The sequence below is a fragment of the Yersinia rohdei ATCC 43380 genome, assembly GCF_000173775.1.
Classification (GTDB): domain Bacteria; phylum Pseudomonadota; class Gammaproteobacteria; order Enterobacterales; family Enterobacteriaceae; genus Yersinia; species Yersinia rohdei.
On the sequence record NZ_ACCD01000028.1, the window covers coordinates 24,356 to 39,778 of the forward strand.

A 15,423-nucleotide genomic window follows, 5' to 3' on the forward strand; every position below is an offset into this window, starting at 1 on the left:
TCAGGTCAAGGCCTGATAGTGGTTGGGCGGGTGATTCCTTATTATTCCCCTTGTAGGCTTATCAATGAGTCATATCAATGGGATACGGGTTATGGAAATGGATTTAGTCGTCACCCGTAACCTACAACTATTTACCCGAATGGCGGGGTTATCCTACTCCAGCCTGGCACCTCGCATGCAATGGGTAATAGGGCAGCGGCTGGTTTTTCTGGAATGGCGTAATGAGCGGTTGCAGCTGACCTGCGGTTTGCAACATCGCCATTATCAGCATGAGGATTTATTGCAGCTCCAGCAATGCTGGCAGCTAGAGCGCTTTAATGGTGTCCCACAGCGCATCTATTTATTGCAACTGGGCATTATGGTCAGTTGCTCTCCTCCGGCCTTCTCGGGGGCTGAGTTTTGGTATCAACTTTATCAGCAGCAATGTGCCTTACTCCGCCGTTTGCCGGGAGAATACCGATGAAAGCCTCTGTATTTACCCGTGTATTGACGATGATAACTGCGCGGCAAGATGTCTTTTTGGCCATCATGCTGCTGGTGGCTATCTTTATGATGATCCTGCCATTGCCCACGGTGATGGTGGATGTGCTGATTGCTATCAATCTCGCTTTTTCCGTCATCTTGCTGATGATCTCAATTTATCTGCGCGATCCGCTCGAATTCTCGGTTTTCCCGTCACTATTACTTATCACCACACTTTATCGGTTAGCGCTGACTATCAGCACCACGCGGTTAGTTCTGTTACAGCATGACGCCGGTGAGATTGTCGAAGCTTTCGGCCAATTTGTGGTCGGTGGGAATCTGGCTGTGGGGCTGATTATTTTCACGATAATCACTATTGTGCAGTTTATTGTGATTACCAAAGGCTCGGAACGTGTTGCCGAAGTGAGCGCTCGCTTCTCTCTGGATGGCATGCCCGGTAAGCAAATGAGTATTGACGGAGACATGCGCGCAGGGGTGATTGACTCCGCCGAAGCAGGGCGCTTGCGCGAGCGGGTACAAAAAGAAAGCCGCCTGTTTGGTGCGATGGACGGGGCGATGAAGTTTGTTAAAGGGGATGCCATCGCCGGGATAATTGTCATTCTGGTGAATATTATTGGCGGCATCATTATTGGTGTGACGCAGCATGACATGTCCGCTGAAGAGGCGATGGTCACCTACGCGGTGTTATCCGTCGGGGATGGTTTATGTGCTCAAATCCCGTCATTACTTATCTCTATTACCGCCGGAATCATTGTGACCCGCGTTCCGGGCAGTGAGAAGCAAAGTCTGGCAAAAGACTTGGCAACGCAGGTGGGGCATCAACCGGATGCTTTATGGTTAGCGGCCGCCATACTGACCGTGTTTGCGGTGATACCGGGCTTTCCTTTTCTGATTTTTATCACCTTGGCGGCGCTGGTTGCCACCCCTGCCTTGTTACTTCGCCGCAAAAAACAGCAGCAGAACGGGGTTAATAATAGTGGCGAGGATATGCCTGCGCCCAGTAATAGCATGACTCCGGGGGCGGTGCCGATGATGCTGTGCTGTGCCACCAATTTGCGTCATCCTCATTTGGGGCGCGACATTGACGGCTTGCGCTGGCGTTGGTTTGAACACCTGGGGGTGCCATTGCCCGAGGTGATTATCCGCTGTGATCCTGCTTTGCCGGAGAATACATTATCGATTCAGATTTATCAGGAGCAAGTGTTACAGCTGACTTTACCCGCCGGTGACTTGTTACTGACTCAACCCAGTACCCAATTAGAGACCCGCAGCCAAGCTTTGGGGATGAAAATGGGCACTTTTGAGTGGCTGGCCGCTGAGCAGGGCCACCATGCTAGCACCTTGGGGATCCCTTATGCTCAAGGGCATCAGCGAGTCATTCATTGCTTAACCAGAGTGCTTGAGCGACATACCGCTGAGTTTATTGGTGTACAGGAAACTCGCTACCTAATGGATGCAATGGAAGGGCGCTATGGCGAGTTGGTGAAAGAGCTACAGCGCCAGATGCCAGTCGGTAAAGTGGCGGAAATACTGCAACGGCTGGTGGAAGAGGATGTCTCTATCCGTGATTTACGCACCATTTTTGGCGCGCTGGTGGTGTGGGCTCCGAAAGAAAAAGACTGCGTGATGCTGACCGAGTATGTCCGTATCGCCTTACGTCGCCATGTTTGTAGCCGATTCAGTAACAATAAAACCTGGTTACCGGTATTACGGCTGGGGGAAGGGGCTGAAAATCTGATTCGTGAGTCTGTGCGCCAAACCTCGGCGGGCACTTATTCTGCCTTGGGGGACAAACATTCCCGCTTGATCCTGAGCAAAATAAAAAGCGCGTATGCTGAAAATAATGATGTGGTGCTGCTGACCACCATTGATGTGCGGCGTTTTCTGCGCAAAATCGTAGAGCGGGATATTTTTGCGCTACCGGTGCTGTCTTGGCAGGAGCTGGGCGATGAAATGAGTATTAAGGTGGCGGGGACGATTGAGCTTATCGGGGATGAACTTGATGAAACTACCTGATATTGCAAGATTAAATACCCAGTTGCAGCAGCAATTGCGTATGCCCGCATCCCCGCCGAAGGGCATCGAATCTTGTGGGCCGATATTGGATGTTGGGCCGACGTTGATAAGCGCCCATTTGCCCGGTGTGGCACTGGGGGAATTATGCCATATCGGCTCGGTAGACATGTTGGCGGAAGTGGTCGCCATTGAGCAGCAAACCGCGTTGTTATCCCCTTTTGCGTCCTCCACCGGTTTGCGCAGCGGTGAATGGGTGAGGCCGCTTGGGCATGCGCACCGTATCAGAGTCGGGCCAGATTTGATGGGGCGGGTACTCGATGGTCTGGGCGTGCCCATCGACAGCGGCCCGGCGCTTACAGGCTATTGGCGTGAGCTGGATAACTCGCCACCAGACCCCTTAACCCGCCAGCCGGTGCAGCACTTACTGACCACCGGCATCCGCGCCATTGATGGTGTTCTAAGCTGTGGTGAGGGGCAGCGAATCGGCATTTTTGCCGCCGCAGGGGTGGGGAAAAGTAGTCTGTTGGGCATGCTTTGCGCGGGTTGTAGCGCAGATATCACGGTGTTGGCGCTGATTGGTGAGCGTGGTCGTGAAGTGCGGGAATTTCTGGAGCAAGTGCTCACTCCAGAGGCCCGCGCCCGCACGGTAATTGTGGTGGCGACCTCTGATCGCCCTGCGCTGGAGCGGCTAAAAGGTATTTATACCGCCACCACTGTGGCCGAATATTTCCGTGAATGCGGGCTAAAAGTGCTGTTAATGGCGGACTCACTCACCCGCTATGCCAGGGCGGCCCGTGAAATTGGGCTGGCAGCGGGCGAGATCCCGGCAATGGGCAGTTTTCCCGCCAGTGTTTTTGCCGCCTTGCCCCGGTTGCTTGAGCGGGCGGGCAACAGCGCGCAGGGCAGCATCACCGCCTTTTACACGGTTCTGGTTGAGGGTGATGACATGAATGAGCCGGTGGCGGATGAGGTGCGCTCTTTGCTCGACGGGCATCTGGTGTTATCCCGGCAACTGGCGGGGGCTGGTCATTATCCGGCTATTGATATTGCCGCGAGTATTAGCCGTATCATGCCGCAAATTGCCAGTGTTGCGCATCTGGCCTTGGCACAAAAGCTCCGCCGCATGCAGTCTTGTTATCAGGAGATAGAACTGCTGGTGCGGGTGGGGGAATATCAGGAAGGGCAAGACTTACAGGCCGATGAAGCGCTGGCGCGTTACCCCGCGATCCGGGCCTTTTTACAACAGGAGCATTCACTATCATCGGGCCAAACCGCCGCCGACCTCAATCATACTCTAACCCAACTCGCTCACGCGCTCGGGTAGCCAATGCCAGTGCCGATATTTTGTCGCGGCTGCTGGCACTGCGGCAACGCAAAGAGCGCCGGTTGCGCCAGCAATTAGTGTGCCTGCGGCTGAAATATCAGCAACAGGAACAGCAATTGGTGAATATTCGTCATCAACGCCAACAGTTATGTGTTCATTTACAGCAGCTTATACAGTGGCGCGGCAAATTGACGCCAGAAGAGGCAGATAAACAGCGAGTCTTACAGCATGAGATGTATCAGACGGAGCGCGAGCTGCAAAAGTCACTCGGTGAGTTGACGAGCCAGAGGTTACAACAACTGGCTGATATTGAGTCGCAACAGGCGCTGCTAAGGATTAATCAGCGCGAACAGGAAAAACTACGGATGCTAATCAAAAATGAGCCGAATCAATATTGAAGGTGCGATACCGCTGCTTAGGGTTAGCAATTTTAAGGAAAATCAATCTCAGCATTCAGGTAATGAACAGCAAAAACAGCAATTTGCGCGCTATCTTGCTCCTCGTTTATCCCCTATGCAGGATATGGCCCATACAATGGCGGCCAGCAGTGAGGGTCATTTGATGCAAACTTATCGGCTCGCCAGTGGGCCACTGTGTGGCGCTCAGATTCAAGTCAGTTTTGCGGCTCATGGTTTGCATATTGTTCTTAGTCACGCCAGCGCTGAACTTATCGAACGTTTACAACGAATACAGGTGCGCTGGCAGCGGCAACTGCATCAATTAGGTTTTCCTTGTGTGCTGGAGGTGACCCATGCTGGGGAGAATATCGGCTGAAATGCGCCACCTCAGCACCATTATTGGCGCTGGGCGGCATCGTGCAGGAGTGACTGTCACCTTGATGCAGGCCGAAGGCGCGGGGGTTTATCTGCCACTGCACTATGTTGAGCACCGCAGCACGGTAGCGCTGGGTAACACAGAGAAAAAACTCACCGGAGAAGAGTGCGGTTTTTGGTTATCTCAGCCCTGTTGGGATAGCTGGCTGGCATCTTCATTGGCAACCGCTGACCGCCAGCTTCTGGCGGCTGAATTAGTTACCGCCGTGGCCCATTGGGCCATCAGCCCGCTACTGCCCCTGTTACCGGAACTGGTGATTGACGAACCCGCGCCACAGCCGATGACACTGCTGAACCAATGGGCGGTGGTGCTGACTTTTGAGCTTGAAGGCCAACAGCTCCGTGGGGCGCTATTGGGCTGGCCACTGGCCGCATTAGCCGAAACGGTAGCTCACTGGGAAAGCGAGCAGGCCAATCAGCAAGAATTACTCTGGCAAGCCAGTTTGGTGGTGGGTTGGAGCCGTTTATCACTGCATCAATTACAGCAAATTACCCCAGGGGATGGGCTGCGCATCAGTCGGGCTGCTGAACTGGAACAAGGAAACTGTTGGTTATGGCAAATGGCCGCACCGCAGATGTATATCAAACTGGAGGATGGAAATAAAATGACAATTCAACAGGTGAATGACGATATCGACCAGTTACTGGAACTGGATATCGCACTGGTAGAAAAAAATCCACAAAAGGTGATGCTCGATAACCTACCGCAAACCTTGGTGATGGAAATTGGCCGCCTGAGCTTGCCGATGGGGGAGTTAACACAGTTAGCTGTCGGACAAACATTAGCATGCCAAACCCACCTCTACGGTGAGGTCAATATCCGCCTGCATGGGCAATCGGTTGGGAGCGGCAGTTTGTTAAGTTGTGAGGGGGAGTTGTTGGTGAGAATTGATCAATGGCTTACCCCGCGCCCTTAACACGGCGGCGGGTTTATCTCGGTATCCCACTGGTTTTCCGCATAAAATCATAAGGCTTACATTGTTCAGGTCTATACCTGATAGCGCATAAAGGAGAAGAGATAAATACTGTCGGTATCATTTATCACCCACCGGCCAGCCTTTTGCGGAATAGATTATGGAGTTACTGAACTCATCCTCTCAATTGATTGTCCTGCTTTTTATTCTGTCATTGCTGCCACTGCTGATGGTGATGGGGACATCATTTCTTAAGCTGTCCATTGTTTTTTCCTTATTGCGCAATGCACTGGGTGTGCAGCAAGTTCCGCCCAATATTGCTATTTACGGTTTGGCCTTAGTGCTCACCATTTTTATCATGGCCCCGGTCGGTTTAGATGTGCATGCGCGCCTGCAAGATGAGCCGCTGCCCAATGAAATAGGGGCTTTATTGCACCATATTGATGAGCATGCTCTGGAACCATATCGTGATTTTTTGCAGCGGAATACGGATGTGGAGCAGGCCAAATTTTTCAATGATATCGTCCAAACCAAGTGGCCTGAGCGCTATCGAGACACCATTAAATCTAATTCGCTCTTGATATTAATGCCCGCATTTACCCTCAGCCAACTGACAGAGGCATTTAAAATCGGCCTGCTGCTGTATCTGCCTTTTGTGGCGATTGATTTGATTGTGTCCAATATTTTGCTGGCAATGGGCATGATGATGGTGTCCCCCATCACGATTTCTCTCCCCTTTAAATTGTTGATTTTCATCTTGATTGATGGATGGGGGCTGTTGCTGGGGCAACTAGTGGGGTCTTACTTATGAATCAGCAATCAAGGAAATCCCAATGAGCAATGCCATTGTTGTTCATCTGGCGACCCAATTGTTATGGATAGTTTTGCTGCTATCAATGCCGGTAGTGGTGGTGGCCTCTGCCGTCGGATTAATTGTCAGCCTGTTACAGGCGCTCACCCAAATCCAAGATCAAACATTACAGTTTTTGATTAAATTACTGGCGGTATCAGCCACTTTATTGCTTACCTATCATTGGATGGGCACAACATTGCTGAATTATACCCAGCAGACCTTTTTGCAAATTACCAGCATGCGGTCTTAAGATGGAAGATGCACTGCATTGGTTAGGGGCTTTGGGGCTGGCGATGATGCGCCCTTATGGCATGTTATTGATATTGCCTCTGTTTACTGCCCGCAGCTTGGGCAGCAGCTTATTGCGCAATGGCCTGGTCTTTGCCATTGCCCTGCCGGTCACCCCGCTATTTTCCCCCACCTCATTAGTGGCGCAGGATACCCTCACTGCATGGTTCTGGGTGTTATGTATGGAGTTATTGATTGGGGTGATGATTGGTTTTGTCGCCGCCATCCCATTCTGGGCCATTGATATGGCGGGCTTTATGATTGACACCTTGCGCGGTGCCACCATGTCCACATTATTCAACCCCAGCATGGGGATGGAATCCTCTATTTTTGGCGTGCTGTTTACCCAGCTATTAACTGTATTATTTTTGATTTCTGGCGGATTCAATCTGGTCTTATCAGCCCTTTATAGCTCTTACGATATCTTACCTGCGGGCACGATTATCCAGCCCTCATCGGCAATGCTGCAATTTCTACAAAATGAGTGGCAGTTGATGTATGAACTCTGCTTGAGCTTTGCATTGCCCGCATTATTGGTGATGGTTTTGGCGGACTTATCTTTAGGATTAATCAACCGCTCGTCTCAGCAACTGAATGTTTTCTTTCTGGCGATGCCCATTAAAAGTGCCTTGGCACTGTTTTTGTTAGTGATTAGCTTACCTTATGCCCTGCATCACTATTTGGCGGGAATTACCCAGAATGAAGAGAAGATAAATGCTCTGATTCCATTGATAAATGGGGCTGCCGATGAGCGCCGAGAGCAGTGAAAAGAATGAACAGCCCACCGCAAAGCGCATTAAGGAGGCGCGGGAAAAAGGGCAGGTAATTAAAAGTGTTGAGATAACCTCTGGGGCGCAGTTGTTGGTGCTGGTGGCTTACTTTCTAGTGACCGGCAATACCCTTATTGAACAGATTGGCGCACTCTTTCGCAGCGCAATTGAGCAATTACCACAACCACTTATAATGGCGCTGGCGCATATTGGCGGGGAGTGTGTGGCGGTACTGTTTCATATTGTAGGAATACTGGGCGGCGCATTAATTTTAGTGACGATCCTTTCCTGTGTTGCGCAGGTCGGGCCATTATTGGCAACCAAGGCGGTCGAGTTTAAAGGCGAACATATCAATCCCATTAATAATGCCAAACAGCTTTTTTCAATGCGCAGCCTATTTGAACTGACCAAATCATTATTAAAAGTTGGGGTGTTGACCCTGATTTTTGGCTATTTATTAATGCATTACGCCACTTCTTTTGGTTATCTAACCTATTGCGGCAGTAGCTGCGCCATACCGGTATTTGCCACATTAATGAGTTGGCTATTGGGGGCCTTGCTGGCCTGTTATGTCGTGTTTTCTCTGTTGGATTATTCCTTTCAGCGCTATAACACCATGAAACAATTGAAAATGTCTCGTGAGGATATCAAACGGGAACATAAAGACAGTGATGGCGACCCTGAGATAAAACAGAAGCGGCGGCAGTTACAACATGAAGTGCAAAGTGGCAGTTTTGCTAAGAATGTCCAGCGCTCCACTGCGGTGGTGCGCAATCCTACCCATTTTGCTGTGTGCTTGTTTTATCACGCGGACGATGCCCCGCTGCCGGTGGTCATTGAAAAAGGTGCAGGTGAAAGGGCGGCTTTGATTATCAAATTGGCAGAACAGCAGGGGGTACCGGTGATTGAAAACATTACCCTGGCACGGGCATTGCACCGCGATGTGGCCTGTGGCGATACTATCCCAGAACCTTTATTTGAACCCGTTGCTGCCATTTTGCGTATGGCCATGTCACTGGATTATCAACAATCAGACGATGAGACAGCTTGACGGTATCCCGCCCGCCACTTTGTGCGCTGTTTACCCCGTTAACTGTTTATAAATTCTCACATGCTATTAACGAAATAATTAGCTTATTATAATTAGGCCTATTTTCTCGTTGCTGCGTATAGCGCTGATATTGCCAGTGACAACACATATTTTGGAGGTGTCAGTGTGAGCTGGCAAATGTTTAAATCTCAATATCTGGTGCGCTTTTGGGCACCGCTACCTGCGGTCATCGCCGCCGGTATTCTCTCGACCTATTATTTTGGTTTGACCGGCACTTTTTGGGCAGTTACGGGGGAGTTCACTCGCTGGGGTGGCCACCTGATGCAACTGCTTGGCGCGCATCCGCAAGAGTGGGGTTACTTTAAAGTTATCGGACTGGAAGGAACGCCATTGGATCGCATCGATGGCATGATGATAATCGGGATGTTTGCCGGGTGTATCGCCGCCGCGCTGTGGGCCAATAATGTGAAATTGCGTAAACCGCAACATGGGATCCGCATTGCGCAGGCATTGGCGGGGGGAATTATTGCCGGTTTTGGTGCTCGTCTGGCAATGGGCTGTAACCTGGCGGCTTTCTTTACTGGTATTCCACAGTTTTCACTGCATGCTTGGTTCTTCGCCCTCGCGACGGCGGCGGGCTCCTATTTTGGTGCCAAATTTACACTGTTGCCGCTATTTCGGATCCCGGTGAAATTACAAAAAGTCACTGCGGCCTCGCCTCTGACACAGCATCCAGCCAGAGCGGCCCGGCGTTTTCGTCTTGGTATGGTGGTATTTGTTCTGGCACTAAGCTGGTCATTAATTGAGCTATTCCGCCATCCAAAACTGGGTATTGCCATGTTGTGCGGGATTGGTTTTGGTTTGCTGATTGAGCGGGCGCAAATCTGCTTTACCTCCGCATTTCGCGACCTATGGATAACCGGGCGCACTCATATGGCAAAGGCGATTATTCTGGGAATGGCGGTCAGCACCATTGGTATTTTTAGCTATGTCCAACTGGGCGTAGCACCTAAGATTTTGTGGGCCGGGCCAAATGCGGTGATTGGCGGTTTGTTATTTGGTTTTGGTATTGTGCTGGCAGGTGGCTGCGAAACGGGCTGGATGTATCGCGCCGTGGAAGGGCAAATTCACTATTGGTGGGTAGGGCTGGGCAACATTATTGGTGCCACCCTACTGGCATATTATTGGGATGATTTTGCCCCAGTATTGGCGACCAATTATGACAAAGTTAATTTGTTGGAAACCTTCGGGCCAATGGGCGGGTTGTTAGTCACTTACCTGATGCTGGCCATCGCCTTTGCGGCCATGTTGTGGTGGGAAAAGCATTTCTTCCGCAAACAAAAAATGGCCACCGCCACCCTGACTAAGGAGCTCTCATGAGCCAGATTCCGGTAAATAACCCGTCGTCAGACACGTCTTCATCAACTCATGGCGCTATCGTGCCAGATTATCGTTTGGATATGGTCGGCGAACCCTGCCCTTATCCTGCGGTGGCGACCTTGGAGGCTATGCCGCAATTGCAACCCGGTGAAATTCTGGAAGTCATTAGTGATTGCCCGCAATCAATTAATAACATTCCACTGGATGCCCGAAACTATGGGTATAAAGTGCTAGATATTCAGCAGGATGGCCCGACAATCCGCTATTTGATTCAGCGCTGAAATAGGGCGTAATTAGAGCAGATTTATTTGAGATTGGTGTAATAAATATTGGGCGGGCCATTAAGATTATTATTGTTCTAATAATACTTATGGCCCACTCAGATATTAGTTTGCGACTGCCATCGTTTTAGCCGGCGTCGCCACCGCCAGAGAAACACCCGCCGCACGAAGTTTTTTTAATATACTGAATAACAACTCACTTTTTGTGTTGCTGACCATACGTGGGCTAGGAACTAAGCCAGTCACACTCAGCACAATGCCATCTGGACTTAACTGACTGAATTTCACCGACGGCTCAGGGGTGTCGAGTATCGATTCATGTTCTTGATAAGCTTCGATTAACAGCGCCTGTGCCAATTCAATATCTAAATCCAATGGGAATGTCAGGGCAATGGTCACCACCCCTTGTGCATTCGCCATAGTGGCATTGCGCACATTCTGCGAAATCAACTGAGAGTTTGGCACAATAACGGTTGAGCGGTCACTTAGTTGGATTTCGGTGGCGCGAACATTAATGCGGCGAATATCACCCTCAACACCGCTGATACTGATCAAATCCCCGACTTTAACTGGCCGCTCGGTGAGCAAAATAATGCCGGAAATAAAGTTCTTCACAATTTCTTGTAAGCCGAAACCGATACCCACAGACAGCGCACTGACAATCCAGGCCAATTTATTCCACTGAATGCCAAGCACCGATAAGGTCAGTAGAATCACCAGCACATAACCAATATTACTAAATAGAGTAACGGCCGAGGTTTTTATCCCTGAATCCATCTGGGTTTTCGGCAAAAATTCATTATTTAGCCAGCTTCGTGCGGCTTTAAGCACATATAACCCGACCAGCAAGCAAATCACGGCATTGACTAAATTGGCTGGGACGATATTTAGCTTTTCCAGCCCCTCACCGCTTAATAATTCCACCGCTTTTTGCAGCAATGAAATAGGCGTCGTCGAGCCAAAGGTGCCATTGAGCAGGGCGATAATCGCCAGCAATATCAGCAATACCTTGCTGGTGGCGGATAATAACGTGGCGGCTTGGGCTAAATGGCGATCGTCAATATTCAGTGATTGCTTAATGGCTTTGCCAGCGCGGTTGGTGGGGGAAAAAATACTTTCTGCCAAATCAACGCAGAGGTGGATAAGTAAATATAAACAAGCCAGTACCAGACAGATCCAGACCAGTTTGTAACTTAAGAATTTTGCCAGAGCAATATAGCCCACCAGTAACGAAAGCAAGATGGCTATGGCGGTAACCCTGATAGCAAAATGAAGCAGACCAGCGAGTGTGGAATAGGCTTCAGGCCTTTCGCCCTTGGCTATCAAATTACGCCGTATACGGTTAGCCCGTAATGGGATAATAGTCGCGGTAAGTGCCATTAATAGCGCCGAAATACCGTTACCAAAAATGGCCCCTGATACGCTGATATCAATCATATTATTAATATAATCAATGGTACCAAAAATCATAATACAGCTGGCTAAGAGGGGCGGAAACAGTTTCAGCGAGGCCGCCACTTCATCAGCAATGGCGGGTAAACGCCATGAGGGGCGCTGATTGGATAAAAATGCCCGCCCGAGGCCCGCCACCAGAGCAGAGAAGAACATGAGCTGAACAAAGGCCTGAGCAAAACCTAATACCAGCAGTGATATATCTGGCATGCGGGTAAAGGCCAGAGTGATACATTGCGCCACAGTAACCGTAATTAACACGGTATAAAGTGTGGTTGCAGAGGCCATAAAACTGCGGCGTAGCGGGCCAGGTGGCAGGCCTTTAGTGCAAAACCAGGCGGTCAGATTATCCAGAAGTTTAAAGCCAAACACACTGATAAGCAGCGCCAGTAGCAGATACATGCTGGTGCCCAAGCGCCATTCTGGCTCCCAGGCGGCATGCCAAGTATCGTCAAGTTCCTGTATGAAATCTTTTAATTTATGGTCGTCATCGGCATTGGGGTCAATGATTGGCATCCAGAAATTGGCACCCAATATACTGCCGGAATTCAAGGCGATTTGTGATTTCAGTGCGGTACGTCGCAAGGTGGCAATTTGTGTTGCCAGATTTTCTGCATTGGTTTTAATGGCCTGCGCTTGTTCATTTTGACCATCCAACTGGGCTTTGCGGGTATTCAATACCCTGCGCTGCTGCGCCACTATCGGCGTTTCTGCCAGAGAACCGGCGGCAGGTGGCGGGCCTAAAACATCCAGCTGTGTTTGTAGTTCTTCGAGCTTGGGTTTTAAGTCTGCAAGCAATATGTCGGCATCGTGAATTAGCGCTAATGCGGTTTCGTTTAGCCCATTTAACTGGTTATCAGATTTACTGACAGACACATTCTGCTTGAGTTTATCTAGCTGTTTTTGCAGGCTAATTAATTGTACGGAAACCGCTGGCTTGGCGGGCTGTTCCGTATTTTCAGCCGAGTCAGCCGTTGTTGCAAAGGCGGTATTTACTGTTGCAGTAAAAATAAACGTGAGCAGCAGATATGTTAGTCGCAAATATGCTTGTAGCGGATTTCGTAGGGAATAATTTCGCCGTGAAACAAAAAGCCCATTCTTTTTCATAAAACCGGTTAGCCCGAAAGTGAGTGCCACAATTAACCTATTAATGAGTGTGTAGGTATGCTGTTAAAGCTGGTCTGGCAGTCATTGTGGCACATACCGCGAGTTACTGAATCATCTTACTCTGATAATCTCTGCCTTGAATCAAACAATAAAGATAATAATTATCATTGTAATTATCAGTATCATTTAATAAATTATGCGCTGAACTTATGGACTCAGAATCTGCGGCGCATGGGTTGAATACTTTCGCTGCATAAATAGCAATGGATGCTGATTAAAAACTATCAATCTTATATGCCTTTAACCCTGCGGACATGAAGCTGTAAGGGAGTGATACTTATCGCTAATTTCCTACAACTTCATGTTATTACGGGATAATTATCTGGGGAAGATAACTATGTTCTCGGCGTTTTTAATAAAGCGTTCTGCGGTTTTATGCTCATTGGCGATGGTTATGCCATTAGCTTCCATGGCTGATGACAGGATAGAAGTCACGGCCAAAGCAGGTCATGAAGCAGATTTACCGACCTTGGGTTACATTGCAAAAACCACCAAAGGGGCAACGAAAACCGATCAGCCGCTGATCCTGACGGCACAAGCGGTGTCAGTGATTACTCGCCAGCAAATGGACGATCAAAACGCGGCTACGGTTAACCAGGCACTGAATTATACCCCTGGTGTTTTCACTGGATTCTCCGGTGGTGCAACCCGCTATGACACTGTCGCTTTACGAGGTTTTCACGGCGGCGATGTGAACAATACCTTCCTTGATGGGCTGCGGTTGCTGAGTGATGGCGGCAGCTACAATGTGTTGCAGGTGGATCCTTGGTTTCTTGAGCGCATCGACGTTATTAAAGGGCCTTCCTCGGCATTATATGGTCAAAGTATTCCTGGCGGCGTGGTGATGATGACTTCCAGGCGACCGCAGTTCACCTCTGAAGGTCATTTCCGCCTGACTGCGGGCAATAATAATACCCAAGTTGCCGCATTTGATTATACCGACGCCCTTGCGGAACATTGGGCATTTCGACTGACGGGTATCACCCACAACAGTGACACCATGTATGACCATCAACGTGAAGAGCGTTATGCTATTGCGCCGTCACTATTATGGCAACCCGATGAAAATACCTCGCTGTTGCTGCGAGCTAATTTGCAAAAAGATCCCTCCGGTGGTTACCACAGCGCGGTACCGGCGGATGGCAGCATTTATGGTCAGAAATTAAGTCGCGGTTTCTTTGATGGTGAAGATAACCACAATGTATTTAAACGTTGGCAGCAAATTTACAGTTCTGAATTTGCACATAAATTTGATGACGTTTGGTCTTTTCGTCAAAATGCCAGCTATACCCATTCTAATACTCAGTTAGAACAGGTTTATCAGGGCGGGTGGAATAGCGACCGCAGCTTAATGAATCGCTATTATTCTGGTGAGGATTCCTCACTCAATGCATTTGCTGTTGATAATCAACTGGCGGCAAATTTTGCGACGGCGGCGGTTAAACACCAAGTGATGCTGGGTCTGGATTTCCAAAAATTCAGTAATAACCTGCGCAGCGACAGTGCTTTTGCCACCACATTGAATCCTTACACCGGTATTTCTGGCGGCAGCACGCTATATAGTGATTATCTGCTGACCACCCCCGGCATTAATACATCCTATTTAAACCGGCGCTATGAGCAGAGTGGGATTTATCTGCAAGATGAAATGACGCTCGATAAGTGGCATCTGAATTTATCTGGTCGTTATGATCGAATGAAAACAGAAAATATTAATAAAACCACCAACAGCAGTGATGAACGCACTGATAAACATGGTAGTGGACGCGCATCATTATTATACGGTTTCGATAGCGGCATTTCTCCGTATATCAGTTACAGCCAAGCTATTACGCCAAGTCTATTCCCAGATAAACAGCAGAAATTGCTAAAACCAATGACCAGCGAGCAGTATGAAGTGGGTATTAAGTACCAGCCGCCAGGGAGCACTTCTCTTTATTCTGCCGCTTTATACGATCTCACACAAAATAATGTGGGCAGCCGGGCAGTACCAGCGACCTATTATGTGCCCGTGGGAAAGGTTAATTCACAGGGATTGGAGTTGGAAGCCAGAAGTCAGATTAATGACCGGCTAAGTGTGATAGCGGGCTACACCTATAACCGCGTGAAATTCAAAGATGCTATTGATGGTAATGACGGCAATACGCCAGTATTAGCTCCGTCAAATATGGCATCACTGTGGGCGCAATATGAAGCGGGCTATGGCATCAATATTGGCGCGGGCATCCGTTATATTGGCAAGCAGTGGGCTGACGATGCCAATACCTTACGCGTGCCTTCATATACCTTGGGAGATACCTCTGTTCGCGCCGATTTAGGCACGTGGGCGGCGTCATTGAAAGGGGCATTTATCCAATTGAATGTGAACAATATTACCGATAAAAAATACGTCGCGGCCTGTTACAGCACCTCTTACTGCTACTGGGGTGCAGAGCGCTCAGTGCAGGCGACAGTAGGCTACGATTTCTAATGAGCCGGTGCTGCGCATAAAAATGGGCGGAGAGTGTCTTAACATACTCTCCGCTAAGATTATTATCGACGTGGTGGCTTTTCATTTAACTGAAAATATAGAGTTTGAAAGCCGGAATATCTGCATTTCTGGCTGCTGATT

General features: G+C 49.2%; 14 protein-coding genes. 13 read left to right on the plus strand and 1 reads right to left on the minus strand.

Annotation, left to right across the window (positions count from 1 at the left end; all coding sequences use genetic code 11):
• Nucleotides 1–91 precede the first annotated feature (91 nt).
• The 12 genes from YROHD0001_RS03420 (at nucleotide 92) to yedF (ending at nucleotide 10,193) form a co-directional block, all read left to right on the plus strand.
• Complete coding sequence (locus YROHD0001_RS03420) at nucleotides 92–463, plus strand: hypothetical protein (protein ID WP_004716044.1); 372 nt, start codon at nucleotides 92–94, stop codon at nucleotides 461–463.
• A complete protein-coding gene (locus tag YROHD0001_RS03415; RefSeq protein WP_032817741.1) occupies nucleotides 460–2,499 on the plus strand; it encodes an EscV/YscV/HrcV family type III secretion system export apparatus protein in 2,040 nt (679 codons plus the stop codon). Before YROHD0001_RS03420 ends, YROHD0001_RS03415 begins: the two co-directional genes overlap by 4 nt.
• Nucleotides 2,486–3,823: an EscN/YscN/HrcN family type III secretion system ATPase gene (locus YROHD0001_RS03410; RefSeq protein ID WP_032817744.1), complete on the plus strand. Its 1,338-nt coding sequence runs from the start codon at nucleotides 2,486–2,488 to the stop codon at nucleotides 3,821–3,823. The genes YROHD0001_RS03415 and YROHD0001_RS03410 overlap by 14 nt, the downstream gene beginning before the upstream one ends.
• Nucleotides 3,824–3,843: 20 nt before the next feature.
• Nucleotides 3,844–4,221 carry a hypothetical protein gene (locus YROHD0001_RS03405; protein ID WP_004716047.1) on the plus strand — a complete coding sequence of 126 codons (378 nt, stop codon included), beginning with the start codon at nucleotides 3,844–3,846 and terminating at the stop codon, nucleotides 4,219–4,221.
• Complete coding sequence (locus YROHD0001_RS0118485) at nucleotides 4,202–4,597, plus strand: hypothetical protein (protein WP_032817746.1); 396 nt, start codon at nucleotides 4,202–4,204, stop codon at nucleotides 4,595–4,597. Before YROHD0001_RS03405 ends, YROHD0001_RS0118485 begins: the two co-directional genes overlap by 20 nt.
• Nucleotides 4,575–5,573, plus strand: coding sequence for a YscQ/HrcQ family type III secretion apparatus protein (locus tag YROHD0001_RS03400; RefSeq protein WP_032817748.1), 999 nt, complete (start codon nucleotides 4,575–4,577; stop codon nucleotides 5,571–5,573). Before YROHD0001_RS0118485 ends, YROHD0001_RS03400 begins: the two co-directional genes overlap by 23 nt.
• 157 nt (nucleotides 5,574–5,730) lie before the next feature.
• Nucleotides 5,731–6,381, plus strand: a complete 651-nt coding sequence (gene sctR, locus YROHD0001_RS03395) for a type III secretion system export apparatus subunit SctR (protein WP_004716050.1) — start codon at nucleotides 5,731–5,733, stop codon at nucleotides 6,379–6,381.
• A 22-nt stretch (nucleotides 6,382–6,403) separates the two neighbouring features.
• Complete coding sequence (locus tag YROHD0001_RS03390; protein WP_004716051.1) at nucleotides 6,404–6,673, plus strand: EscS/YscS/HrcS family type III secretion system export apparatus protein; 270 nt, start codon at nucleotides 6,404–6,406, stop codon at nucleotides 6,671–6,673.
• Nucleotide 6,674: 1 nt separating this feature from the next.
• Nucleotides 6,675–7,478 (plus strand): type III secretion system export apparatus subunit SctT, encoded by an 804-nt coding sequence (gene sctT, locus YROHD0001_RS03385; RefSeq protein WP_004716052.1) that lies wholly within the window; start codon nucleotides 6,675–6,677, stop codon nucleotides 7,476–7,478.
• The gene (locus YROHD0001_RS03380) at nucleotides 7,459–8,532 is read left to right on the plus strand and encodes an EscU/YscU/HrcU family type III secretion system export apparatus switch protein (protein ID WP_032817751.1); all 1,074 of its coding nucleotides are present in this window, start codon (nucleotides 7,459–7,461) and stop codon (nucleotides 8,530–8,532) included. Before sctT ends, YROHD0001_RS03380 begins: the two co-directional genes overlap by 20 nt.
• Before the next feature lie 165 nt (nucleotides 8,533–8,697).
• Complete coding sequence (gene yedE, locus YROHD0001_RS03375; RefSeq protein WP_032817754.1) at nucleotides 8,698–9,912, plus strand: selenium metabolism membrane protein YedE/FdhT; 1,215 nt, start codon at nucleotides 8,698–8,700, stop codon at nucleotides 9,910–9,912.
• Nucleotides 9,909–10,193, plus strand: a complete 285-nt coding sequence (gene yedF / locus YROHD0001_RS03370; RefSeq protein ID WP_042542329.1) for a sulfurtransferase-like selenium metabolism protein YedF — start codon at nucleotides 9,909–9,911, stop codon at nucleotides 10,191–10,193. The genes yedE and yedF overlap by 4 nt, the downstream gene beginning before the upstream one ends.
• Before the next feature lie 105 nt (nucleotides 10,194–10,298).
• Here the strand turns inward: yedF and YROHD0001_RS03365 are convergent, their stop codons facing one another.
• A complete protein-coding gene (locus tag YROHD0001_RS03365; protein ID WP_032817782.1) occupies nucleotides 10,299–12,752 on the minus strand; it encodes a DUF3772 domain-containing protein in 2,454 nt (817 codons plus the stop codon).
• Nucleotides 12,753–13,149: 397 nt separating this feature from the next.
• Between YROHD0001_RS03365 and YROHD0001_RS03360 the strand changes: the two genes are divergently transcribed.
• Entirely contained in the window at nucleotides 13,150–15,282 is a 2,133-nt protein-coding gene (locus YROHD0001_RS03360; RefSeq protein ID WP_032817759.1) for a TonB-dependent siderophore receptor, read from the plus strand.
• Nucleotides 15,283–15,423 lie beyond the last annotated feature (141 nt).